Source organism: Aquamicrobium ahrensii (assembly GCF_040545755.1).
In the GTDB taxonomy this organism is placed as follows: domain Bacteria; phylum Pseudomonadota; class Alphaproteobacteria; order Rhizobiales; family Rhizobiaceae; genus Mesorhizobium; species Mesorhizobium ahrensii.
In genome coordinates this window covers 284,743-308,167 of the sequence record NZ_JBEPMN010000002.1, presented here as the reverse complement: position 1 = coordinate 308,167, position 23,425 = coordinate 284,743, and the positions used below count along the sequence as shown (strand labels likewise).

General features: G+C 63.7%; 21 protein-coding genes. 1 reads left to right on the top strand and 20 read right to left on the bottom strand.

The annotated features are described in order from the left end of the window. Positions 1-17: 17 nt before the first annotated feature. The 9 genes from pnp to rimP form a co-directional block, all read right to left on the bottom strand. A complete protein-coding gene (pnp, locus tag ABID44_RS04335) occupies positions 18-2,159 on the bottom strand; it encodes a polyribonucleotide nucleotidyltransferase (RefSeq protein ID WP_354150451.1) in 2,142 nt (713 codons plus the stop codon). Between the two features lie 262 nt (positions 2,160-2,421). Beyond that, the gene (gene rpsO / locus ABID44_RS04330) at positions 2,422-2,691 is read right to left on the bottom strand and encodes a 30S ribosomal protein S15 (protein WP_354150450.1); all 270 of its coding nucleotides are present in this window, start codon (positions 2,689-2,691) and stop codon (positions 2,422-2,424) included. Positions 2,692-2,864: 173 nt separating this feature from the next. Further along, a complete protein-coding gene (gene corA / locus ABID44_RS04325) occupies positions 2,865-3,953 on the bottom strand; it encodes a magnesium/cobalt transporter CorA (RefSeq protein ID WP_354150449.1) in 1,089 nt (362 codons plus the stop codon). Between the two features lie 67 nt (positions 3,954-4,020). Continuing rightward, positions 4,021-4,974, bottom strand: a complete 954-nt coding sequence (truB, locus tag ABID44_RS04320; protein ID WP_354150448.1) for a tRNA pseudouridine(55) synthase TruB — start codon at positions 4,972-4,974, stop codon at positions 4,021-4,023. Beyond that, on the bottom strand, positions 4,974-5,378 hold the full coding sequence (rbfA, locus tag ABID44_RS04315; RefSeq protein ID WP_354150447.1) for a 30S ribosome-binding factor RbfA: 405 nt from the start codon (positions 5,376-5,378) through the stop codon (positions 4,974-4,976). The genes truB and rbfA overlap by 1 nt, the downstream gene beginning before the upstream one ends. Before the next feature lie 108 nt (positions 5,379-5,486). After that, positions 5,487-8,078: a translation initiation factor IF-2 gene (gene infB / locus ABID44_RS04310; protein ID WP_354150446.1), complete on the bottom strand. Its 2,592-nt coding sequence runs from the start codon at positions 8,076-8,078 to the stop codon at positions 5,487-5,489. Beyond that, positions 8,075-8,725, bottom strand: a complete 651-nt coding sequence (locus tag ABID44_RS04305) for an RNA-binding protein (RefSeq protein WP_354150445.1) — start codon at positions 8,723-8,725, stop codon at positions 8,075-8,077. The genes infB and ABID44_RS04305 overlap by 4 nt, the downstream gene beginning before the upstream one ends. Positions 8,726-8,757: 32 nt before the next feature. After that, positions 8,758-10,356 carry a transcription termination factor NusA gene (nusA, locus tag ABID44_RS04300; protein ID WP_354150444.1) on the bottom strand — a complete coding sequence of 533 codons (1,599 nt, stop codon included), beginning with the start codon at positions 10,354-10,356 and terminating at the stop codon, positions 8,758-8,760. 38 nt (positions 10,357-10,394) lie between these two features. Further along, positions 10,395-11,060: a ribosome maturation factor RimP gene (gene rimP, locus ABID44_RS04295; RefSeq protein WP_354150443.1), complete on the bottom strand. Its 666-nt coding sequence runs from the start codon at positions 11,058-11,060 to the stop codon at positions 10,395-10,397. Positions 11,061-11,329: 269 nt separating this feature from the next. On the opposite strand from rimP, the gene ABID44_RS04290 reads away from it, so the two are divergent. After that, on the top strand, positions 11,330-11,494 hold the full coding sequence (locus tag ABID44_RS04290; protein WP_354150442.1) for a hypothetical protein: 165 nt from the start codon (positions 11,330-11,332) through the stop codon (positions 11,492-11,494). Positions 11,495-11,587: 93 nt separating this feature from the next. Here ABID44_RS04290 and ABID44_RS04285 read toward each other — a convergent pair whose 3' ends face one another. From ABID44_RS04285 to miaB, 11 genes are all read right to left on the bottom strand, one after another. After that, positions 11,588-13,132, bottom strand: coding sequence for a tripartite tricarboxylate transporter permease (locus ABID44_RS04285; protein ID WP_354150441.1), 1,545 nt, complete (start codon positions 13,130-13,132; stop codon positions 11,588-11,590). A gap of 12 nt (positions 13,133-13,144) precedes the next feature. Further along, complete coding sequence (locus ABID44_RS04280; RefSeq protein WP_354150440.1) at positions 13,145-13,630, bottom strand: tripartite tricarboxylate transporter TctB family protein; 486 nt, start codon at positions 13,628-13,630, stop codon at positions 13,145-13,147. After that, positions 13,627-14,532, bottom strand: a complete 906-nt coding sequence (locus ABID44_RS04275; protein ID WP_378226462.1) for a Bug family tripartite tricarboxylate transporter substrate binding protein — start codon at positions 14,530-14,532, stop codon at positions 13,627-13,629. The genes ABID44_RS04280 and ABID44_RS04275 overlap by 4 nt, the downstream gene beginning before the upstream one ends. Positions 14,533-14,735: 203 nt before the next feature. Further along, positions 14,736-15,440: a tRNA (guanine(46)-N(7))-methyltransferase TrmB gene (gene trmB, locus ABID44_RS04270; protein WP_354150438.1), complete on the bottom strand. Its 705-nt coding sequence runs from the start codon at positions 15,438-15,440 to the stop codon at positions 14,736-14,738. Between the two features lie 17 nt (positions 15,441-15,457). Then, positions 15,458-16,723: a methionine adenosyltransferase gene (gene metK, locus ABID44_RS04265; RefSeq protein WP_354150437.1), complete on the bottom strand. Its 1,266-nt coding sequence runs from the start codon at positions 16,721-16,723 to the stop codon at positions 15,458-15,460. Positions 16,724-16,871: 148 nt separating this feature from the next. Next, entirely contained in the window at positions 16,872-17,294 is a 423-nt protein-coding gene (locus ABID44_RS04260) for a helix-turn-helix domain-containing protein (protein WP_354150436.1), read from the bottom strand. A gap of 137 nt (positions 17,295-17,431) precedes the next feature. Continuing rightward, complete coding sequence (gene lnt, locus ABID44_RS04255; RefSeq protein WP_354150435.1) at positions 17,432-19,024, bottom strand: apolipoprotein N-acyltransferase; 1,593 nt, start codon at positions 19,022-19,024, stop codon at positions 17,432-17,434. 258 nt (positions 19,025-19,282) lie between these two features. Continuing rightward, positions 19,283-20,356, bottom strand: a complete 1,074-nt coding sequence (locus ABID44_RS04250) for a hemolysin family protein (protein WP_354150434.1) — start codon at positions 20,354-20,356, stop codon at positions 19,283-19,285. 27 nt (positions 20,357-20,383) lie between these two features. After that, positions 20,384-20,893, bottom strand: a complete 510-nt coding sequence (gene ybeY, locus ABID44_RS04245; protein ID WP_354150433.1) for an rRNA maturation RNase YbeY — start codon at positions 20,891-20,893, stop codon at positions 20,384-20,386. A gap of 11 nt (positions 20,894-20,904) precedes the next feature. After that, positions 20,905-21,891, bottom strand: coding sequence for a PhoH family protein (locus ABID44_RS04240; RefSeq protein WP_354150588.1), 987 nt, complete (start codon positions 21,889-21,891; stop codon positions 20,905-20,907). Between the two features lie 134 nt (positions 21,892-22,025). Then, positions 22,026-23,402 carry a tRNA (N6-isopentenyl adenosine(37)-C2)-methylthiotransferase MiaB gene (miaB, locus tag ABID44_RS04235; RefSeq protein ID WP_354150432.1) on the bottom strand — a complete coding sequence of 459 codons (1,377 nt, stop codon included), beginning with the start codon at positions 23,400-23,402 and terminating at the stop codon, positions 22,026-22,028. Positions 23,403-23,425: the final 23 nt, after the last annotated feature.

Genomic DNA, 23,425 nt, shown 5'->3' with positions numbered 1-23,425 from the left:
CCAGCTTCAGAAAAGGATCAGGCGTCTTCGCCTTCAGCCTTCTTTTCCCTGGCGAGCTCCTTGCCGGTGGCCTGATCGACCACCTTCATGGACAGGCGCACCTTGCCACGCTCATCGAAGCCCATCAGCTTGACCCAGACCTTGTCGCCCTCCTTGACCACATCGGTGGTCTTGGCGACGCGCTGGTCGGACAGCTGCGAGATGTGAACAAGACCGTCGCGCGGGCCGAAGAAATTGACGAAGGCGCCGAAGTCGGCGGTCTTGACCACCGTGCCTTCATAGATTTCGCCCACTTCCGGCTCGGCCACGATGGTGTGGATCCACTTCTTGGCCGCCTCGATCTCCTTGGCGCTCGACGAAGCAATCTTCACGGTGCCGTCGTCCTCGATGTTGATCTTGGCGCCGGTCTTCTCCACGATCTCGCGGATGACCTTGCCGCCGGAACCGATCACGTCGCGGATCTTGTCGGTCGGGATGGTCATGACCTCGATGCGCGGCGCGAACTCGCCGAGCTGGCCGCGGCTCTCGGAAATGGCCTTGCCCATTTCGCCGAGAATATGCAGTCGGCCGTCCCGGGCCTGACCGAGCGCGACCTGCATGATCTCCTCGGTGATGCCGTCGATCTTGATGTCCATCTGCAGCGAGGTGATGCCGTTGGCCGTGCCGGCCACCTTGAAGTCCATGTCGCCGAGGTGATCCTCGTCGCCAAGAATATCGGAGAGCACCGCGAAGCGCTCGCCTTCCTTGATGAGACCCATGGCGATGCCGGCGACCGGCTTCTGGAGCGGCACGCCGGCATCCATCAGCGCCAGCGAGGTGCCGCAAACAGTCGCCATCGAGGACGAGCCGTTGGACTCCGTGATCTCGGAGACGACGCGCAGCGTGTAGGGGAACTGCTCGGAAGAAGGCAGCATCGGACGGATGGCGCGCCAGGCGAGCTTGCCGTGGCCGATTTCGCGGCGGCCCGGCGAGCCCATGCGGCCCGTCTCACCCACGGAATAGGGCGGGAAGTTGTAGTGAAGGAGGAAGGTCTCCTTGTACATGCCGGTCAGCGCGTCGACATACTGCTCGTCCTCGCCGGTGCCGAGCGTGGCCACGACGATGGCCTGCGTCTCACCGCGCGTGAACAGCGCCGAACCGTGCGTACGCGGCAGGATGCCGACTTCCGAAACGATCTGGCGGACCGTCTTCAGGTCACGCCCGTCGATGCGCGAGCCGGTGTCGAGAATGTTCCAGCGCACGATCTTGGCCTGGAGTTCCTTGAACGTCGTGGCGACCTGCTCGGAGGACCACTTGGCTTCCTCGCCCTCGGCCGGCGTGAAGGCAGCCTTGACCTTGGCCTTGGCGGCGTCGACGGCGGCGTAGCGGGCCTGCTTGTCGGTGATCTTGTAGGCGTCGCGCAGATCGGCCTCGGCAATGGCGAGGATTTCCTTCTCCAGCGCGGAAAGATCATCAACCTTGTGCTCGCGCGGCTCCTTGGCGGCGACCTCGGCCAGCTTGATGATCGCGTCGATGACCGGCTGGAAGCCCTTCTGGCCGAACACGACGGCGCCGAGCATCACATCCTCGGGCAGTTCCTGCGCTTCCGATTCGACCATCAGAACGGCCTCGGAAGTACCGGCGACTACCAGATCGAGCTTCGATTCCGGCATCTCGTCAATGTGCGGGTTCAGCACATATTCGCCGTTGATGTAGCCGACGCGCGCACCGCCGATCGGGCCCATGAAAGGCACGCCGGAAAGCGTCAGCGCCGCCGAGGTGGCGACGATCGCCAGAATGTCCGGATCGTTCTCGAGATCGTGCTGGACGACGGTGACGACAACCTGCGTGTCGTTCTTGTAGCCATCGGCGAAAAGCGGGCGGATCGGGCGGTCGATGAGGCGCGAAACCAGCGTCTCCTTCTCGCTCGGGCGGCCCTCACGCTTGAAATACCCGCCGGGGATCTTGCCGGCGGCGTAGGTCTTTTCCTGATAATTGACGGTCAGGGGGAAGAAATCGAAGCCCGGCTTCGGCTCCTTGGCCGAAACGACGGTGGCGAGAACCATGGTCTCGCCATAGGTGGCGAGAACCGCGCCATCGGCCTGACGGGCGATCTTGCCGGTTTCCAGAATGAGCGGGCGACCGCCCCATTCGATTTCCACTTTGTGCTTATTGAACATGTCTTGTCCTTCATATGCGCCGGACCGCCGTCGCCTTCTGCAACGCGGTCCAAACCTGCTGGCTTCTTTGGGGCAGCCACGGGCAAGACAACGGGAAGCTCGGCGAAATCCGGCACAACGCCGGTGCGAGCATCCTGCAATCCTGCCCCATGACCGTCCACGGAGCGGTTCCGGCGACCCTCTTCGCCACGGAACCTGCGGGCCGCTATGCAGCCCGGATGCGCGACCGGCGGGTGTCTTGCGATACCCGCCGGTCAAATGTTTAACGACGCAGTTCGAGCTTCTCGATAAGCGTCTGGTAGCGCGCTTCGTTCTTGCCCTTGAGATAGTCAAGGAGGCTGCGGCGCTGCGATACGAGCGCAAGAAGACCACGGCGGGAATGATTGTCCTTCTTGTGGCCCTTGAAGTGCTCGGTCAGGTTCTTGATACGCTCGGTGAGGATGGCGACCTGCACCTCGGGCGAACCGGTGTCGCCCGCGGCAGTTGCAAACTGCGCCATCAATTCCTTCTTGCGTTCGGCAGTGATCGACATCGTGCTTTTCCTTTGTATGCTGGAGGAAACGGGACGCCTGAAGCCGGGATGTCGTCCAGCAAAGGCCACTCAAATCGCGGCAAAAGCCACGATACAGCCGCGCATATAGTGCAATCGGCCGCAGAAAGCCAGCACGGATTCGGCATGGCGGCCCTGCGCCCGGCGGATAGCGGCTAAAGCCACTTCTTCCACCTGAAGAACCAGAACAGCGCAAATGCGATGCCCAACATGAACAGGAGCGCCGCCGGGTAGCCATAGTAGGCCCGCAGTTCCGGCATGTTCCAGGGCGAAAAGTCCGGGTCGAAGTTCATTCCCCATACGCCGACCAGAAAGGTGAGCGGAATGAATATGGTCGAGACGATGGTCAGCAGCGAGATCACTTCGTTGGTTCGGGCCTGCGTCAGCGAAAGATGCATCTCGATCAGCCCTGTCAACGTGTCGCGCTGCGTCTCCACCAGTTCTATGAGGCGCATGGCATGGTCGAGCGTGTCGTTGAGAAAGACCTTGGTCTCGCGCGTCACGAACGGGTCGTCATTGCGGATCAGCGCCGCCAGCGCGTCGCGCAATGGCCACAGAACCCCTTTCAGAACCGTAATTTCCCTGCGTAGGACGTGCATTTCCTGCATCAGCCCTTTCTGAGCCCCGCCCAGCATGTCTTCCTCGATCTTTTCGATCTCGTCGCTGATGAGCTCGATCGGGGCGAAATAGCTGTCCACCACGGCGTCGATCAACGCATAGGCGAGATAGTCGGCCTGTCGCGCGCGCAGGCGGTTCGGCCCTTCGGCGGCGAGACGCCGGCGTACGGGGTCGAATGGATCACCCTCGCGCTCCTGAAAGGTGATGACGAATTTCTCTCCGAAGAACACGGAAATCTGCTCATAGCGCTGCAATGCGGCGTCATCCACCATGCGCAGCGCAACGAAGGCGTGATCGTCGAAAAACTCCGCCTTGGGCCGCTGGTCGGAATTGACCACGTCTTCCACCGCCAGCGGATGCAGGCCGAACATCCTGCCGATCTCGCCGATGGTGGCGACATCCGCCAGCCCCGAACAGTCGATCCAGATTACCGGCCAGTCACCGCGGCTGGCGGCGATATCCGCGATTTTGGCGTTCCGAATGCTGCGGCGCTTGTCCGGGGCGATCAGAGTGAGGCAAAGATTTGTCGCGCTGGCGGCCGGATCGGCGATCAGCGTGCCGGGGGCCGCGCCGACCGGAGTGCGCCGCTTGCGCCGCCGATGCCGCGCCTTGCCTGTCTTCGCCATGTCCGCTCCGGGCCGCCGCAGGAAATGCGGCAACCTTACCCGTCTGGGCGGTCAGTTCAAGAACGGCTCAGCACGTGAAGACGCGCTTGGGCTTAAACATGCCCTGCTCGATCGCGCCGATCGCGACCAGCCTGCCACGCGCCGTGATGCAGGCCTCATCGGCTTCCACAGGTGCGTCACGGCCCCGGATGACGACGGGGTTTCCAAGCCGTATGCGGTTGGCGGCGTCGTCGCCGACAGCGACCTGAGGCAGGCTTTCCAGCGCGGCCAACGTTTCCACGAGCAAGTCGTCGAGCGCGGCGAAACGATCGCCCGGCATCCGCTCCTCGCCCTCGGCGGGCGGCGGCGGGACGGCCGCTTCCAACTCCTCCAGCGTGACGAAATCATCCGGCGTGAAGGGATAGACCTCGGTGCGGCGCAATTCGGCGATATGGCCGAAACAACCGAGATCGCGGCCCATGTCGCGCGCGATGCTGCGCACATAGGTGCCCTTGCCGCACTCGATCTCGAACACGGTCTTGTCGGCCTCATGCGAGACGATATCAAGGCGCGCAATCTCGACTTCGCGCGGCGGAATATCCACCGTCGCGCCCTCGCGGGCGATGTCGTAAGCACGCTCACCGGCGATCTTGATGGCCGAGAACTGCGGCGGGATCTGAAGGATGACACCGGTATATTTGGGCAGCAACGCGCGCACCTCGTCTTCCGACGGGCGCTTTTCGGAGGTCTTCGTCACCGGGCCTTCAAGATCGTCCGTGGAGCGTTCCTCGCCCCAGGCGACGGTGAAGCGATAGACTTTCGCGCCATCCTGCACGTAGGGCACCGTCTTGGTGGCCTCGCCCAGCGCGATCGGCAGCATGCCGGACGCCAGTGGATCGAGCGTGCCGGCATGACCGGCCTTTTCCGCATGAAACAGCCACTTGATCTTGGACACCGCCTCGGTCGAGCCAAGCCCCACCGGCTTGTCGAGCACCACCCAGCCGGAAACCGGCCGGCCCTTCTTCTTGCCTCGGCGCGCCACTATTCCTTGTCCTCGTCCTCTTGACCGAGATCGCGCGCCACCTCCGGCGAATGGAGCAGCTCGTTGATCTTCTGGAAATTGTCGTAACTGGTGTCGAGCCGGAAGCGGAATTCCGGCATGTATTTCATCTGTCTCAGCGCCGGCGACATGCGCCCGCGAATGAAGCGCGCATGCCTGTTGAGCGCCGCGATGACAGCAGCGTCGTCCTTCGCGCCGAGCGGGGCGACGAAAGCAGTCGCGATCTTGAGATCGGGCGACATGCGCACCTCGGAAACCGAGATAACCGTCATCTCGATGAGATCGTCGCGAACTTCGCCGCGCTGGAGCATTTCCGCCAGTGCGTGGCGCACCTGTTCGCCGACGCGCAGCATGCGCTGCGATGGGCCTTTGCCTGTATTGGACATGTCTTCAATCCCGAACACGCGGGGGCGGGAATTGGACCGCACCTCGCCCGAATGCAAAAAGAATGGCGGCCATGCCGGCCGCCACTCGCAAAGTCGCCTGATGGCGGATTACAGCTTGCGGGCCACCATCTCGACGCGGAAGCACTCGATGACGTCGCCGGCCTGAATGTTCTCGTAGTTCTGGAACGCCATACCGCATTCCTGACCCACCGGAACCTCGGAGACCTCGTCCTTGAAGCGCTTCAGCGTCTTCAGGGTGCCCTCGTGGATGACGACGTTGTCGCGGATCAGGCGCACGCCCGCACCACGCTCCACCCTGCCCTCGGTGACGCGGCAGCCCGCGATCTTGCCCACCTTGGTGATGTTGAACACTTCGAGGATCTCGGCGTTACCGAGGAAGGTCTCGCGGCGCTCGGGCGAGAGCATGCCCGACATCGCATCCTTGATGTCGTCGATCAGGTTGTAGATCACGTTGTAGTAACGGATCTCGATCCCCGCGGCTTCGGCCGCCTGACGCGCCTGCGTATTGGCGCGCACGTTGAAGCCGATGATGACGGCGCCGGAAGTCTCGGCCAGCGACACGTCGGTTTCGGTGATGCCGCCGGCAGCCGAATGAACGAGGCGCACGCGCACCTCATCGGTGCCAAGCTCGTCCAGCGCGACATTGATCGCTTCGACCGAACCGGACACGTCGCCCTTGATGACCAGCGGAAACTCCCTGAGGTTGCTGGTCTGCATCTGCGACATCATCTGCTCCAGCGAACCGCGCTGGCCGGCGTGCCTGGCGGCCGCCTTGTCGCGCGCCTTGCGCTGGCGATATTCGGTAATCTCGCGGGCGCGGGCCTCGTTGTTCACAACAGCGAAGCGATCGCCGGCACGCGGGGTGCCCTGCATGCCGAGGATTTCGACCGGCATCGACGGGCCGGCCTCTTCCACATGCTCGCCACGGTCGTCGACCAGCGCGCGCACACGGCCCCACTCATTGCCGGCAACCAGAATATCGCCGGGCATAAGCGTACCGGTCTGCACCAGAACGGTGGCGACCGGGCCACGGCCCTTGTCGAGTTGCGCCTCGATGACCACGCCTTCCGAGGTACGGTCCGGATTGGACTTCAGATCGAGAATTTCGGACTGAAGCAGGACCGCCTCAAGCAACTTGTCGATGCCGTCTCCGGTCTTGGCCGAAACCTCGACGTCCAGAACCTCACCGCCCATGGATTCGACGAACACCTCGTGCTGGAGAAGCTGGGTGCGCACCTTCTGCGGGTCGGCGGTCGGCTTGTCGACCTTGTTGATCGCCACGATGATCGGCACGTTGGCCGCCTTGGCGTGGCTGATCGACTCGATCGTCTGCGGCATCACGCTGTCGTCGGCCGCCACCACCAGGATAGCGATATCGGTGGCCTGCGCGCCACGGGCGCGCATGGCGGTGAAGGCGGCGTGGCCGGGGGTGTCGATGAAGGTGATCTTCTGACCGTCCTTCTCCACCTGATAGGCGCCGATATGCTGAGTGATGCCGCCGGCTTCGCCAGACTGCACCTTGGCATGGCGGATGGCGTCGAGCAGCGAGGTCTTGCCGTGGTCGACGTGTCCCATGATGGTGACGACCGGCGGGCGCGACACCAGATCATCGGGATTGTCGGCGATGTTGAACAGGCCTTCCTCGATGTCGGAATCCGCCACGCGCTTGACGGTGTGGCCGAATTCCGTCGCGACCAGTTCAGCCGTATCGGCGTCGATGACGTCGCCCGGCTTCATCATCTGGCCTTGCTTCATGAAGAATTTCACCACGTCCACAGCGCGTTCGGACATGCGCTGCGCCAGTTCCTGGATGGTGATGGTTTCCGGCAGGGTTACTTCACGCATGACCTTCTCGCGGGGCTCCTGATACATGGCCCGCTTGAACTTTTCCTGGCGCCGGCGCATCGCCGAAAGCGAGCGCGAGCGGGAATCGCCGTCTTCGGAGGACAATGCGCTGGTCAGCGTCAGCTTGCCGCGACGGCGATCGTCGTCGCCCTTGGCCTTGACCGGGCGGGCCACTTCCGGCGTCGCGATGCGGCGCGGCGGCACGGCCGGAGCGGCGGCGCCAGCGGCGCGCCTGACGGGCTTGGCCCCTTCCTCAACTTCTTCGGCCGCGGCGGGCGCGCGGCGGCGGGCCTCTTCCTCGGCGCGACGGCGGGATTCGGCCTCGGCCTGAAGACGGGCCTCCTCCTCGGCCTGGCGGCGCGCGGAATCCTCACGCTCGCGCTTGCGGCGTTCGTCTTCCTCGGCGCGGCGGCGCGCGTCTTCGGCAGCGCGGGCACGCTCCTCGACCTCACGCGACTTCGCATCCTCGAGCGCGCGGCGGCGGGCGTCCATCTCGTCGCGCGAAAGCGCGTTCAGCACCAGGCGCTCGGCGGGCTGCGGCGCGGGCGGCGGCGCAACCTTCGGCGCTTCGCGAACGGCGGGGGCAGCAGGAGCAGCCGGCGCGGGCGCAGCCGGTGCAGGCGCCGGCGGCTTCGGAGCGAACACGGACGGCTCCGGCTTCTCACCGGGGATGTTGAACTTGCGCTTCTTGGTCTCGACAACGACCGACTTGGTGCGTCCATGCGAGAAGTTCTGGCGCACAGTTCCCTGTTCCAGTCCCGGACGCTTCAGCGTCAGCGTCTTCTTCGGCGTCACACTCAAAGTCTTGTCGTCGCCCGATTTCGTATCGCTCATTCCCAATCCTCTGCGGCATCATCCTGGCCGGCGAGCGCCGCAAGCATCGCCAGATCGTCCGGGGATCCGCCCCGGTAACGGTCGAGCGCAACCATGCGCTTCTGAACCGCCGCTCCCGCGTCCGACGCGAGAACGGCTGCATGTATCACATTTGTGCCCCCCAATGCCAAACCCAATTCGGCCTCGGGGAAAAGTTTGTAGGCACGGATCGCGGGACCGCCCAGATGCACCGTAGCGCGCCGGGCCTGACTGATCTTGCGGACACCGTCTTCCGCAGCTTCCTCGGCATGAAGAACCAGCAGCGCAGCGCCGCCGCGCACAGCGTCTTCCACCTTGGTTGCTCCGAAAACGGCCGCACCAGCCTTCCGGGCCAGCCCAAGCATGCCCAGAGCAGATCGCGCCAGCAACCTGTCGACCATGGCGCCGAACTCCGGCAGCACCTCGACTTTGGCCTTGAAGGCGCGCGAAAACAGATTTTTCGCCGCCGCCTGGTCCACATGTAGGCGATCGGCGCTCACCCAGCAACCACGGCCAGGCAGATTCCGCTTAAGGTCCGGGACGACGACCGAATCCGGGCCGACGACGAAACGGATCAGATCATCCGTTTCGGCAGTCTTCCTTGTGACGATGCAGGTGCGATCGTTCATATCCGGCAAATGGCGTCCCGATCCTCATCACGTTACGCTTCGGCTTCGGCGTCGGCCTCGGCCTCATCGGAGACCTCGGCTTCTTCCTCGGTGATCCAGCCGGCGCTGAGGCGCGCGGCCATGATCATCTGCTCGGCATCGGCATGGGAAATGCCGTGGGAAGCCAGCACGCCCGGATAGACCTTGGTCTCCCCGTCCTTGCGCTCCTTCCAGCCGGCGAGATCATCGGCGGCATAGCCGGCGAAGTCCTCGACCGTCTTCACGCCGTCCTCACCGAGCGTCACCAGCATGGCGGTGGTCACGCCGGGGATTTCGCGAAGCTCGTCCTCGACGCCAAGCTCCCTGCGCTTGGCATCATGCTCGGCCTCGATGCGCTCGAGATATTCGCGGGCGCGGGTCTGGATCTCTGCGGCGGTCTCCTCGTCGAAGCCGTCGATGGTCGAAATCTCGTCGCCGTCGACATAGGCGACTTCCTCGACGCTGGTGAAGCCTTCCGAGGCCAGAACCTGACCGACCATCTCATCGACATCGAGCGCTTCCATGAACAGGTTGGAGCGTTCCACGAATTCCTTCTGGCGGCGCTCGCTTTCTTCCTGTTCGGTCAGGATGTCGATGTCCCAGCCGGTGAGCTGCGAGGCCAGACGCACGTTCTGGCCGCGACGGCCGATGGCCAGCGAAAGCTGGTCGTCGGGCACCACAACCTCGATGCGCTCGGCATCCTCGTCCAGAACCACCTTGGCGACCTCGGCCGGCTGCAAGGCGTTGACGATGAAGGAGGCGGCCGAAGGCGACCACGGGATGATGTCGATCTTCTCGCCCTGAAGCTCGCCGACCACCGCCTGAACGCGGCTGCCGCGCATGCCGACGCAGGCGCCGACCGGATCGATGGAGGAATCGCGGGAAATGACCGCGATCTTGGCGCGCGAGCCCGGATCACGGGCCACCGACTTGACCTCGATGATGCCGTCGTAGATCTCCGGCACTTCCATGGTGAAAAGCTTCGCCATGAACTGCGGATGGGTGCGCGACAAGAAGATCTGCGGGCCGCGCTGCTCGCGGCGCACATCATAGACATAGGCGCGCACACGGTCGCCATATTTGTAGATTTCGCGCGGTATCAGCTCGTCGCGGCGGATGATGCCCTCGCCACGGCCGAGATCGACGATGACGTTGCCATATTCGACGCGCTTGACGGTTCCGTTGACGATCTCGCCGATGCGATCCTTGTATTCGTCGTACTGGCGGTCGCGCTCGGCCTCGCGCACCTTCTGGACGATCACCTGCTTGGCCGACTGGGCGGCGATGCGGCCGAAATCCATGGGCGGAAGCTGCTCGGCGATGAAGTCACCGATCTGGGCGTCAGGGTTGCGTTCGCGGGCCGTGACCAGAGCGATCTGCGTGGCGTAGTCTTCCACCGTTTCGACGACCTCCATCAGACGCTGGAGCTTCATCTCGCCCGTCTGCGGGTTGATGTCGGCGCGGATGTTGGTTTCCAGACCGTAGCGCGAACGCGCCGCCTTCTGGATGGCGTCGGCCATGGCGTCAATGACGATCTGCTTGTCAATCGACTTCTCGCGCGCGACCGCATCGGCGATCTGCAGCAGTTCGAGCCTGTTTGCGCTTACAACCATGTCTTTCTCCCTGAACCGGGCCGCTTCATCGCGACGGTTCAATTCGCTTCGTGTTCGTTTCCGTCTTCGGCGCCGTCTTCAAACGCCTCGTCGGTTTCGTCTTGACGCTTCTTCGCTTCCTTGCGGGCGCGGTTGTCCTTCGACAGGGCATCGCGGATGAGGTCGTCCGTAAGGATCAGATGCGCCTCGGCAATCGTATCGAACGGCACACGCACCGATGGCTCCTCGCCATAGGCGGGCACATCGCGCAGCACCAGAATGCCCTCGTCGTCCACCTCGGTGATCCGGCCCTTGAAGCGCTTGCGCTCGGCGACGAGCGTCGAGGTCTCGATCTTCACCAGATGGCCCAGCCACGTGGCGAAATCGCCCCTGCGCACCAGCGGCCGGTCGATGCCCGGCGACGACACTTCGAGATGATACGCCTTTTCGATGGGGTCTTCCACATCGAGCGCCGGCGAGACGGCGCGGCTCACTTCCTCGCAATCCTCGACGGTCATGGAGCCGTCATTGCGTTCGGCCATGATCTGGAGCGTCAATCCGTTCTGGCCGGAGAGCCGTATGCGCACCAGCCGGAAGCCGATGCCACGCAGCACCGGCAGGATGATTGCGGCTATACGCGCCTCAAGGCCGCTTTCGCGGATAATACGGTCATCACCGCTTTCGCGATCGGGACTATCGTCGCCGGAAACTTCGCTTGACGTCATGTGCTTCCTGATCCGAAGGCCGGTAGCTAACAAAAAAGAGCGGGACCGGTTGGACCCACTCTTCGTCATACCGACCAAGAATTTGCGTCGTATATAGACGAAGTGCGCGGATGGTTCAATAGCATGCGCCAGCCATCCGCAATTTGGCGAGCTGTGCGGCTGGCGCAGGGCACGCATGCGCTTCCTGCTCTGGAGAAACGGGCACATGGTTCCTATATCTATGTTGCACCGCACAAAACGATATTCGGCGCAGCAGTAAAGGAAAGACAATGACCCGTTACAAGCCGTTCAACCGAATCGGCGCCTTCCTCGACATGATGGGCAGCGCCGTCGCCGCCGCGAACGCGGTGGAGCGTGGCGTCACCCCCGAAGCTCGCCATCTTCGCAAGCTGGGCATCGACCCGAAGCAGTTCGGCAAAATCCGCTTCAACTGACGACGATGCCGGACACTGACTGGGCCGGACACTGACTGGAAAGACCAAGGGCGCCCTCAAGGACGCCCTTTTGTTTTTTCCATTCCTGCCGACTCAATCTTCGTCGGTTGCGAATTGGGCAAGCATCCTGCCCTTGCCTCTGGCGCGCAGGTAAAGCGGCAGCACCACAGCCAAGATCGCAAGCCCCCACAACAGGATGGCGATCCACGAATGGAACAGCGCCATCGGGTCGCCCTGGCTGATCTGCAACGCCTGGCGCAGGCTCTTCTCGGCCATCGGCCCGAGGATGAGGCCGACGACGACCGGCGCGATCGGATAGCCGAAACGGCGCAGCCCGTAGCCCAGCACGCCGAACAGCATCAGCAGAAGCAGGCCGAACGACACCGGCGCCGGACCGAGGAAGAAGGTCGAGCCGTCCGCCCCGATGGTGCCGAGCGTCGCAAACACCAGAATGCCGGCGTAGAGCCATGGCTTGGGGATCGACAGCAGCTTCACCCACAGGCCGATCAGCGGCAGGTTGAGCACCAGCAGCATGAAGTTGGCGACCAGCAGGCTGGCGATCAGACCCCACACCAGCGTCGCGTTGGTGGCGAACAGCAGCGGTCCGGGCTGGAGACCAAATTGCTGGAAGCCGGCCAGCATGATGGCCGCCGTGGCCGTCGTCGGCAGACCCAGCGTCAGCAACGGCACCAGCGTGCCGGCGGCGGACGCGTTGTTGGCGGCCTCCGGTCCGGCCACGCCTTCGATGGCGCCCGTGCCGAACTCCTCCGGATGCTTCGAAAAATTCTTCTCCGCCGAATAGGACAGGAAGCTCGACACATCGGCGCCGCCCGCGGGCATGGCCCCGATCGGGAAGCCGATGGCGGTGCCGCGCAGCCACGGTATCCATGAGCGGCGCCAGTCCTCGCGGCTCATCATCACCGAGCCCTTCACCGTCTCCACCTTGTCCTCGCCGGTGGCGCGCTGGGCGACGACGGTGAAAGTCTCGCCGATGGCGAACAACGCCACCGCCAGCGTGGTGACGGAAATACCGTCGAAGAGGTTGGGCATGCCAAAGGTCAGCCGCGCCTGTCCGGTCAACTGGTCGATACCGATCAGACCCAGCGCGAGACCGACGAACAGCGAGGTGATGCCGCGCAGCGTCGATTCGCCAAAGGCGGCCGAAACGGTCATGAAGGCCAGCAGCATCAGCGCGAAATATTCGGAAGGGCCGAAGGAGAGTGCAAACTTCACCACCGAAGGGGCGATGAAGGCCAGGCCGAGCGTCGCTATCAGGCCGGCGACGAAAGAGCCGATGGCGGCCGTTGCAAGCGCCGGCCCCGCCCTGCCGGACTTGGCCATCTTGTTGCCTTCAAGAGCCGTAACGATCGAGGCGCTTTCACCCGGCGTGTTGAGCAGGATCGAGGTGGTTGAACCGCCATACATGCCGCCATAGTAGATGCCGGCGAACATGATCAGCGAGCCGGCCGGATCGAGCTTGTAGGTGACGGGCAGCAGCAGCGCGACCGTCAGCGCCGGGCCGATTCCGGGCAGCACGCCAACCGCCGTTCCGAGCGTGACGCCGATCAGCGCATAGAGCAGGTTGGACGGCTCCATGGCCACCACCAGGCCCTGTGCGAGCAGGCTGAAGGTATCCATTCCGGGCCTCCGTCAGAACAGCCGCTCAAGTAGACCGGCAGGCAATGTGAGTTGCAGGCCCTTAGCGAACATCAGCCACACCAGCAGCGCAAAGACCACGCCAACGGGGAAGGTTTTCCAAAACTCCCGCTTGCCGAACGCGCGCGCGGTGGCGGCGAACAACAGGCCGGTTGAAAGGGAGAAACCGATGGTCTTCATAGTCAGCATCTGCGCCACCAGACCGGCGAGCACCCACAGCATGGGCGGGAAATCCTGCGTCTCCCGCTGGGGAAAGTGGCCGCGCGCAGCCTCTACGGCGGTCAGGATCGACAGGATGAAGAGACCGCCGGCAATGATGTAGGGAAAGGTCTTGGGTCCGACCGGCGAATAGCTGGCCACGCCGCCGGCCTGCAATGTGCTCCATGCGATGATGACGGCGACGGCGGCGAGAGCAGCGGCTATGCCCAGCGCCGCCCGGTCGGGGCGGCGCTGGGTGTTACGCGAACCGGATCCGCTCATTGAACGAGGCCGATGTCTTTAAGGATCGCCGTCGTCGCTTCGGTGTCCGCCTTGAGCTGTTCGGTGAAGGCGTCACCGGCCAGATAGGTGTCGGCCCAGCCCTTTTCCTTCAGGGTCTTCTGCCAGCTATCGGACTTGGCCATCTTCTCGATATCGGCCAGAATCGCGGCTTTCTGCTCGTCGGTGATGCCAGGCGCCGCAGCGACCATGCGCCAGTTCTGGATCGAGACGTCCACGCCCCCCTCCTTGAAGGTCGGCGCGTCGATGCCTTCTACACGCTCGTCGCTGGAAATGCCGATGGCGCGCAACGTGCCGGCCTCGATCTGCGAAGCGAATTCGCCATAGCCGGAAATGCCGACGGTGACCTGATTGCCGAGAATAGCGGCCAGAGCCTCGCCGCCGCCGGAGAAGGCGATGTAGTTGACCTTGGTCGGGTCGACGCCCTCGGCCTTGGCGATCAGGCCCGCGGCGATGTGGTCGGTGCCGCCGGCGGACCCGCCGGCCCAGGATACGCTGCCGGGATCGGCCTTCAGCTTCTCGACGAGACCGGCCATATCCTTGATGTCGGAAGCCGCCGGCACGACGATCACCTCATATTCGCCGGTCAGCCGCGCGATCGGCGTCACCTGATCGAGGGTGACCGGCGAACCGTTGGTCAGGATCGCACCGACCATGACATAGCCGCCAACGATGAGTTGCGAAGCATCGCCGGAAGACTGGTTGACGAACTGGGCAAGGCCGATGGTGCCTCCCGCTCCGGGCACGTTGATGACCTGCGCGCTGCCCGAAATCTTCTCGTCCTGCAAGGCCGCCTGCATGGAGCGCGCGGTCTGGTCCCAGCCGCCGCCGGGCGCGGCCGGAGCCATGATCTTGTAATCTTCGGCCATGGCCGGAAGGGCCATGGCGCCGGCGATGATGGATGCCCACACGAACTGCTTCACTTAAGTTCCTCCCTTGATGCCCACCACTGCGGGCTGACACATATGCCCCGGTTCCCATACCGGCCGGTTCATTGCTGAACCTCAGGGCACAACGTGACACCAGATGCGAAAGCGCGCAAGAACCCTCATCCGAAGTCCGCGATGCGGAAAAAACAGCGAGGATTTCAGGAGCGGAGGAAGGTCAGGTAGGCGGGAGAGCGGCCTTCGCGCAGGGCCTTCGCCTCATAGCGCGTGCCGGGCCAGCCCTCATAGGGCGTATGCCAGTCCGCCGCCTCGCCGGCCCGCCACTCGAAGGCAGGATGCGCCCGGCAGTGCAGCAGGGTCCAGTTGACATAGGTGTCGATGTCGGAGGCGAAACGGAAACGCCCGCCGGGCTTCAGCGCACGGGCGAAACGGTCGAGATTGACCGCATTGACGAAACGCCGCTTCCAGTGCCGTTTCTTCGGCCAGGGATCGGGATAGAAGAGATCGATGCCGTCGAGCGAAGCCGCAGGCAGCCAATCGAGCAGCAGCGTGGCGTCCTCATTGAACAGGCGGATGTTGTCGAGCGGCTGACGCTCCAGCGCAGCCGTCATCTTGGCCATGCCGTTGACGAAGGGCTCCACCCCGATGAAACCGGTATCGGGATGCGTCGCCGCCTCGTGCAGCAGATGTTCGCCGCCGCCGAAGCCGATCTCCAGCCGCACGCCTGTCACCCTGGCGGCAAACAGCCGGCGCAAATCGTCCGGTGCGGGGCTCGACAGGTCGAGCCCCAGCGTTTCAAGCCCGGAAGCGAGCGCCTCCGTCTGGCCGGAGCGCAAGGGCTTGCCCTTGCGACGACCGAAAAAGGCCTCGCTGGCGCGGCCGGGTCTCGTTTCCTGCGGGGACATGGCTTCAACCACCTCGCTCAGCCGGCGACGGCTTCCTTGAGCGCCTTCGCCAGATCGGTCTTCTCCCACGAGAACGAACCGTCACGGCCGGGCTTGCGGCCAAAATGGCCATAGGCGGACGTCTTTGCATAAATCGGCTTGTTGAGGTCGAGATGACGGCGGATGCCGCTCGGCGACAGGTCCATGACCTTGCGCAGCGCCTCCTCCAGAACCGCTTCCTCGACCTTGCCGGTGCCGTGCAGGTCCACATAGACCGACAATGGCTGGGCGACGCCGATGGCGTAGGAAAGCTGGATGGTGCAGCGCTCGGCGAGCTTCGCAGCCACCACGTTCTTGGCAAGATAGCGCGCCGCGTAAGCCGCCGAGCGGTCGACCTTGGTGGTGTCCTTGCCGGAGAACGCGCCCCCGCCATGGGGGGCCGCGCCGCCATAGGTGTCGACGATGATCTTGCGCCCGGTGAGGCCGGCGTCGCCGTCCGGACCGCCAATGACGAACTTGCCGGTCGGGTTGATGTACCAGTTGCAGTCCTGGGCGATCTTCAGATCGCCCAGCGCCTCGCGGATATATGGCTCCACGACCTGACGAACCTTCCTTGAATCCCAGCTTTCGTCGAGATGCTGTGTGGAAAGGACGATCTGGGTGACTTCCGCGGCCTTGCCGTCCTCATAGCGGACGGTGACCTGGCTCTTGGCGTCGGGACCGAGCTTGCCGACATCGCCCTCGCCCTTGTGGCGGGCGGCGGCCAGCAGTTCGAGAATCTTGTGGCTGTAGTAGATCGGAGCCGGCATCAGATCCGGCGTCTCGCGGCAGGCATAGCCGAACATGATGCCCTGATCGCCCGCGCCTTCCTCGCCCTGGCGGTCGGCGGCGTTGTCCACGCCCTGCCCGATGTCAGGCGACTGGCCGTGCAGCAACACGTCGATCCTGGCCGTCTTCCAGTGGAACCCGTCCTGCTCGTAGCCGATGGCCCTGATCGCCTTGCGGGCGGCGGCGCGAATCTTCGAGGGATTGATGACGGCGTGGCCGGAGGCGTCCTTGAGGATATTGCCGTCCTTGTCCTTCTTCAGCAGCGAGTCCGGAACGCGCACCTCACCGGCGATGACGACCCGGTTGGTGGTGGCCAGCGTCTCGCAGGCGACGCGCACCTTCCAGGGGTCCATACCGCTCTTTTTCGCCTCCCGATAAACGAGGTCGACGATTTCATCGGATATGCGGTCGCAGACCTTGTCGGGATGCCCCTCGGACACGGATTCCGAGGTGAAAAGATAGTTCAGACGGCTCACGGGATGTCCCCTCTGGAAATGCCGGAAAGTTTGCACCGGCGTTGCGTCGATATGGCGCGCAACGTGTTAGCGGGGCAGCCCGCGAGTCGTCAAGCTGTGGGGAGGCGTCAGGGAAAGGACTTTCCCCGGCGAAGCCAGGAAGAGAAATTTATTGATCGCTCTTGTCGTCTGAAAGAGATTTGACGAGTTCCAGAATGCGGCGGCGAACCTTGGGGTCGCCGATCTTGACGAAGGCGCGATTGAGCTGGATGCCTTCAGCACTGGAACAGAACTCCATCACCGAGGTCATGGAAGAGTCCTCGGACAATCCCCCAACGGGCGTGTGCTCGTCGGTGGGGGCGTTCTCGAAAAAAAACGCGGGGGACACCTCCATTATGGAGGCGATGGCCTGCAAACGGCTGGCGCCAACGCGGTTGGTGCCCTTCTCGTATTTCTGGATCTGCTGGAAAGTGATGCCAAGACTCTCGCCCAGTTTTTCCTGGCTCATGCCAAGCATGTTCCTGCGCATGCGAATGCGACCGCCTACATGCGCGTCAATCGGATTAGGCTTCTTTTTGTTCTGTTCCGCCATTCGTTCCTCGCCGAATTCCTCCGGCTTTCTCTTGAATATACGCCTTATCGCACCGGCCTGCACGAGGCCCGAATGGTTCTAACGCTTACTACGAAATCGGTAATTCCATACAATATGAAATTCTAATATACGAGCTGTCAATTCGATCGTAGGCTCTGCCTTACATTCACGACAAGTGCGGCTGTCACAAGAAGCAGCACCACGATTACGCCAATTATGCGACGTTGGTCGTGATTTATGGTTTCCGCCAGGTAAACCGGCAGGCGGGCGTCGATTACGCCCTGTGCATTCACAGCCAGCGCATCGACCACGACGCCGTGCTGTTCGACGACGCCCGAAATGCCGGTGTTCGCCGCCCTCAGCAACGGCAAGCCGTTTTCCACGCTGCGTATCTGCGCCTGTCGGAAATGCTGGTAAGGGCCGGCTGTGTTTCCGAACCACGCATCATTGGTCACGTTGATCATGACCTGTGCGGCGGCGGAATCACGAGCGACCAGTCCGGGAAATATGACTTCATAGCAGATGAAGGGCGCCGCCTTCGCGCCACCGGGAAGCTCGATATTCTTGCGCTGGCTGCCGGCGTCGAAATTCATCGGGCCGGCGACCAGTTGCTCCACGCCGAACGCCGCGAACAGCTCGGCGAAGGGTATGTATTCTCCGAACGGGACCAGATGCACCTTGTCGACCGCGTCAACGATCTCGCCGCGATCATTGATGGCGACGACGGAGTTGTAATAGCGCGTGCGGGTTCCCGGCCCGGAAGCCGCTTCCTCACGAACGATGCCGGCGAGCAGCAGCTGGCCGTCCTCCAACATCTCTCCGATCGCCGTCAGCGCATCGGGGCGGTCGGTGAACAGGAACGGCACCGACGTTTCCGGCCACAGGATGAGTTGCGGCCGCTCCCCCCCATCGGCGGGCGAACGCGATGAAAGATCGAGCAGCGACGCGAAGATGCGATCACGCACATCCTTGTCCCATTTTTCGCTCAGATCGATATTGGGCTGGACAATGCGGACGCTGATATGGCCATCGGTATCCGGCACCGCCTTCGTAAGCCGATAATAACCAAAGCCGGCATGCGCGATCAGCAGACCGGCAAGAAACGCCGCGCCTGCCCGCCGCCCCGAATTGTCGATGAGGAGGGCCGGCAGCGCGAAGACGAACACGGCGAGCGCGTTCATGCCATCCATGCCGACGACGGAGACGCTTTGCATCAGCATCGTCACCGGCATCGCCGCATAGCCGATGGCGTTCCACGGAAAGCCGGTGAAGATGAAGCCGCGCAGCCATTCGGCAAGGGCGAACCCCACCGCAAGCGCGGCGATGCGGCCGATGCCGCTGCTCCACATCGCACGGGCCACCGCCGCCGCAAATCCGTAGAAAAAGGCCAGCAGCAGCGGAATGCCGACCATGGCGAACGGCAACGCCCAGGCGAAGCTCTCCGCTTCCACCAGAAGCGCGGTTCCAATCCACCACAGGCCGCCGAGGAAATAGCCGAAACCAAACCACCAGCCGACCACGAATGCAGGCTTCAGCCGCCCGAGACGGCTTGCGGAACCATCGCCGGTGGTGCCGTCGAGCAGCCAGACGAGCACGGGGAAGGATATGAAGCAGGCCGCCGAAAAATCGTAAGGGGCCTGCCCCAGAACGGCGAGCATGCCGGCAAGGAAGGCGACCAGCGCCCGCCGCCATCCCCAGAGCAGCACTATCCGGCCGGCAAGGCGTTGCATGAGACCTTCCGATCAACGCGAATCACAGGCAAACCTAGCAGAGACCACCCCGCGCAGGAACCGCGCCGCCCCTCAACCGCTCCCCGGCGCACTGCGAAAACCCCCGGCCTGACAACCTCCAGCAGAAGGGCATTTGTGATGTCACGTCCGACGCTGTCGGGCTGATGGTGCTGAAGACGGCCATCGGCTGCGCAATCTCGTCAGCGGCCGCCACCCGCCGTTGGCGCTGTCCGGGCATGAATGCGTCGCGATCGCCCCTCAGGCCTGCTCCGCGCGCGCTGCGCGCTTGCGGCGATCGCCCTTGGAAAGCTGCACAATACGCACGCGTTTGACGCGCCGCGGATCGGCGTCCAGCACATGGAACTCGAAGCCGGGTATGGCTTGCACGACCTCGCCACGCGCGGGCACGCGGCCCAGCGTATTGAAGATCATGCCGCCGATGGTGTCGACGGATTCGCCGTGCTCGCCGGGCGCGAAGTCCTTGCCGATCATGGCCTGCGCATCCTCGATCTCGGCCTTGCCGTCGACGATGAACACACCGTCCCCCGCCTTGGTGATCAGCGCCTCTTCATCGTCGTGCTCATCCTCGATGTCGCCCACCACCATCTCGACGATGTCCTCCAGCGAGGCCAGACCGTCGGTGCCGCCATATTCGTCGATGACCAGCGCCATCTGGATGCGCGCCGCCTGCATGCGGCCCATGAGGTCTGACGCCAGCATGGATGGCGGCACGAACAGCACCGGACGCATGAGGTTGAGCTCACCGATGGTGCGCGTGAGATCCACCTGGGAGAGATCGAGTTGCTCGCCCAGCGGCTGCTTGCGGGTGGTGCGGCGCTTCTTGCCGCGGGCGCCGCGCGTGATGTAGCCCAGCAGGTCGCGGATATGGACCATGCCGCGCGGGTCATCCAGCGTCTCGGAATAGACGGGCATGCGCGAATGGCCGGACTGCTCGAACACGACCAGGAGATCGGCGAGCGCGGTGCCAATCTCGACCGCCTCGATATCGGCGCGCGGGACCATCACGTCCTCGACGCGCACCTCGCGCAGCCGCAGGATGTTGTTGAGCATCGCCCGCTCGCCGGGCGCAAAGCCTTCGGCGCCGGCGCCTGTCTCGGCAAGCGCGTCGACAATTTCCTCACGCAGATTGGTGCCGTTTCGCGGCCTGAACAGCGAGATCAGTTTTTGGACAAGTCCAGGTCCGGCAGGTGCAACCTCGGCAGGCTGGGCGCCGGTCGCGCTACTCGGACCGGGTTCCTCGTCGGAATTCCCGGGAATATCCCGGGAAATGCCTGCCTCATTGTTCTGGGCAGTATTTGGCGTTTCGTTCATCGTCGTCCGGTCGGGTTTTCAGAGTAATTATGCATAGGGATCGGGAATGGCAAGCCTTGCCAGCGCCCGGCGTTCCACTGCTTCCATGTGCTCGGCCTCTTCGTCGGTCTCGTGATCGTACCCCAGAAGATGCAGAAATCCATGAACAAGCAGATGGGTGATATGGTGCTCCAGCGGCTTTGCTTCCAGCTCCGCCTCTCGCGCAACCGTCTCCGCCGCCAGCACGATGTCGCCCAGCATGGGTGGTTGCTCGTCCTGCCCGAACTCAAAAGCGGGGAAGGAAAGCACGTTGGTGGGTTTGTCCTTGCCCCGCCAGCCGGCGTTCAGTTCGCGGATGCGGGCGTCGTCGCAAAAGACGATGCTGAGTTCGCTGCTTTGCGTCCAGTCGAGTTGCAGTTCGGCCAGAGCCGCCCCCACGGCCCGCTGCACCAGACGCAGAAGCTCGTTCTCTGGCGGCCATTCGCCGGCTTCGACAAGAAGGTCGATCTCGACGGGTAACGGCGCGGACGCCGCCGGATCACGAATGATTTCGGACATGGGTCGGACCGTCAGCCTTCCAGCCCGCGCGCGACCTTGCCGTCGCGGTCATAGGCCCTGACGATCTCGGCCACCAGCGGATGGCGCACGACATCGACGTCGTTGAAGCGTACGGTGACGATGCCGGTCACGCCGTCCAGAACCCGCAGCGCCTCGACAAGGCCCGACCTGGTGTTAGGCGGCAGGTCGATCTGCGTCGGGTCACCGGTAACGATCATGCGCGAGTTTTCACCGAGACGCGTCAGGAACATCTTCATCTGCATGGAAGTGGTGTTCTGCGCTTCGTCGAGGATCACGGCGGCGTGCGAAAGCGTGCGGCCGCGCATGAAGGCCAGCGGCGCGATCTCGATGACGCCCGCCCCGATCGCCCTCTCCACCTTGTCGCCCGGCATCATGTCGTAAAGCGCATCATAAAGGGGACGCAGATAGGGATCGACCTTCTCCTTCATGTCGCCCGGCAGGAAGCCCAGCCGTTCGCCCGCCTCCACCGCCGGCCGCGACAGGATGATGCGCTCGACCATGCCGCGTTCGAGCAGCATGGCGGCGTGCGCCACCGCAAGATAGGTCTTGCCGGTGCCGGCGGGGCCGACGCCAAACACCAGTTCGGACCGCTCCAGCGCCCGCATATAGGCGTCCTGGTTGAACGAGCGGGCGTAGATGGTCTTCTTGCGGGTGGAAATCTGCGCGGCGGACACCTTGCCCTTGCGCTCCATGGTGGGCAGGACGAGCTGGTCGTCAGCCGCGACAGCCATGCGCACCGCCCCATCGACATCGGACTGGCTGATGTCGACGCCCTTCTGGAGAATGTCATAGAGGCTATCGAGCGCCCGGCGCGCCTGCTCGGCCGCCACCGCGGAACCGCGAATGGTGAGCTGGTTGCCGCGCGAGCGGATATCGACGCCGAGCTTCTGCTCCAGCCGCGCCAGATTCTCGTCGAACTGGCCGTAAAGCGCGCCGGCAAGCTTGTTGTTGTCGAAGGTGAGCACGATGTGAGCCATGTCAGAGGCCCCGGACGGGGCATTGGCGGCCGGGCTGTTGTCGGGCAGGCCGTCCGGGCTCGTATTCGTCAGGTCGGTTGCGCTCAACCGTCTCTCCAGATCTGCCAGGGCCGGATCATACGGGTCATCCGCGATCAGACCGGTTCGGCGAACAGGCTGTTGAAGCCAGTTTTCGTGATTCGCACGTCAATAATGTCACCGATTTCGGCGACCTTTTCATCAACAATAACCGGCTGCAGCCATGGAGAGCGGCCGACCTTCTGTCCCGGCTGACGGCCAGGTTTCTCGATCAGCGTCGACATGGTGCGGCCGATCATGGATGTGGTGAAGGCCTGCTGCTGGGTGGCCAGCAGCGCCTGAAGCCGCTGCAAGCGTTCATCCTTGACCGGCTCGTCGACATGGCCGTCCATTTCCGCGCCCGGCGTGCCCGGGCGGGGCGAATATTTGAACGAGAAGGCCGAGGCGTAGGAAACCTCGCGCACGATCTTCAGCGTATCCTGGAAGTCCGCCTCGGTTTCGCCGGGAAAGCCGACGATGAAGTCGCCCGACATGGCGATGTCCGCGCGGGCGGTGCGGATGCGCTCGATGAGGCGCAGATAATCGGCGCTGGTGTGGCGTCGGTTCATCGCCTTCAGGATGCGGTCGGAGCCGGACTGCACCGGCAGATGCAGATATGGCATCAGCGCCCCGAGATCACGATGCGCGGCGATCAGATCGTCATCCATGTCACGCGGATGACTGGTGGTGTAGCGCAGGCGGGCAAGGCCGGGAATTTCGGCCAGCCTGAACAGCAGGCGGCCAAGCCCCCATTCGGAGCCGTCCGGCCCTTCGCCATGCCAGGCGTTGACGTTCTGGCCGAGCAAGGTGACCTCGCGCACGCCGGCATCGGCCAGCCGCTCGGCTTCCGCCACGATCTGGGAAACCGGGCGCGAGACTTCCGACCCGCGCGTATAGGGCACCACGCAGAAGGTGCAGAATTTGTCGCAGCCTTCCTGCACGGTGAGGAAGGCGGTGACGCCGCGCTTCGCCACTTCGGCGCGGCGCAGCTTCGGCAAGTGCTCGAACTTATCCTCGATGGCGTATTCCGTCTCGACGACCTTCTCGCCCTTGCGCACCCTGGTCAGCACATCCGGCAGGCGGTGGTAGGTCTGCGGCCCGACGACCAGATCGACGGAGGGAGAGCGACGGATGATCTCGCCACCCTCGGCCTGCGCCACGCAGCCGGTGACGCCGATCAGCAATTCGCCGCCATTGATCTCACGCTCGGCCTTCATGTCGCGGATGCGGCCAAGCTCCGAATAGACTTTCTCGGCCGCCCTTTCCCGAATGTGGCAGGTGTTGAGCAGCACCAGATCGGCGTCCTCGATCGCCTCGGTCGCTACATAACCATCGGCGGCCAGCGCATCGGTCATGCGCTGGGAATCGTAGACGTTCATCTGGCAGCCATAGGTCTTGACGAAGACCTTCTTCGGCGTGCCCTTTTCGGTCGGAAGGGTCGGCGTCTGTTCCATCGGCGGGCTTCTATCAGCAAAAC

Excerpts from the sequence above, each read along its gene's own strand:
- ABID44_RS04290 (WP_354150442.1), top strand. The coding sequence starts at position 11,330 with ATGACCCGTTACAAGCCGTTCAACCGAATCGGCGCCTTCCTCGACATG.
- lnt (WP_354150435.1), bottom strand. The coding sequence starts at position 19,024 with ATGCAACGCCTTGCCGGCCGGATAGTGCTGCTCTGGGGATGGCGGCGG.
- infB (WP_354150446.1), bottom strand. The coding sequence starts at position 8,078 with ATGAGCGATACGAAATCGGGCGACGACAAGACTTTGAGTGTGACGCCG.
- ABID44_RS04285 (WP_354150441.1), bottom strand. The coding sequence starts at position 13,132 with ATGGATACCTTCAGCCTGCTCGCACAGGGCCTGGTGGTGGCCATGGAG.
- ABID44_RS04240 (WP_354150588.1), bottom strand. The coding sequence starts at position 21,891 with ATGGCTCACATCGTGCTCACCTTCGACAACAACAAGCTTGCCGGCGCG.
- ABID44_RS04275 (WP_378226462.1), bottom strand. The coding sequence starts at position 14,532 with ATGGCCCTTCCGGCCATGGCCGAAGATTACAAGATCATGGCTCCGGCC.
- miaB (WP_354150432.1), bottom strand. The coding sequence starts at position 23,402 with ATGGAACAGACGCCGACCCTTCCGACCGAAAAGGGCACGCCGAAGAAG.
- pnp (WP_354150451.1), bottom strand. The coding sequence starts at position 2,159 with ATGTTCAATAAGCACAAAGTGGAAATCGAATGGGGCGGTCGCCCGCTC.
- rimP (WP_354150443.1), bottom strand. The coding sequence starts at position 11,060 with ATGACGTCAAGCGAAGTTTCCGGCGACGATAGTCCCGATCGCGAAAGC.
- ABID44_RS04280 (WP_354150440.1), bottom strand. The coding sequence starts at position 13,630 with ATGAGCGGATCCGGTTCGCGTAACACCCAGCGCCGCCCCGACCGGGCG.
- rpsO (WP_354150450.1), bottom strand. The coding sequence starts at position 2,691 with ATGTCGATCACTGCCGAACGCAAGAAGGAATTGATGGCGCAGTTTGCA.
- ABID44_RS04250 (WP_354150434.1), bottom strand. The coding sequence starts at position 20,356 with ATGAACGAAACGCCAAATACTGCCCAGAACAATGAGGCAGGCATTTCC.
- ABID44_RS04260 (WP_354150436.1), bottom strand. The coding sequence starts at position 17,294 with ATGGCGGAACAGAACAAAAAGAAGCCTAATCCGATTGACGCGCATGTA.
- trmB (WP_354150438.1), bottom strand. The coding sequence starts at position 15,440 with ATGTCCCCGCAGGAAACGAGACCCGGCCGCGCCAGCGAGGCCTTTTTC.
- rbfA (WP_354150447.1), bottom strand. The coding sequence starts at position 5,378 with ATGTCCAATACAGGCAAAGGCCCATCGCAGCGCATGCTGCGCGTCGGC.
- ABID44_RS04305 (WP_354150445.1), bottom strand. The coding sequence starts at position 8,725 with ATGAACGATCGCACCTGCATCGTCACAAGGAAGACTGCCGAAACGGAT.
- ybeY (WP_354150433.1), bottom strand. The coding sequence starts at position 20,893 with ATGTCCGAAATCATTCGTGATCCGGCGGCGTCCGCGCCGTTACCCGTC.
- nusA (WP_354150444.1), bottom strand. The coding sequence starts at position 10,356 with ATGGTTGTAAGCGCAAACAGGCTCGAACTGCTGCAGATCGCCGATGCG.
- corA (WP_354150449.1), bottom strand. The coding sequence starts at position 3,953 with ATGGCGAAGACAGGCAAGGCGCGGCATCGGCGGCGCAAGCGGCGCACT.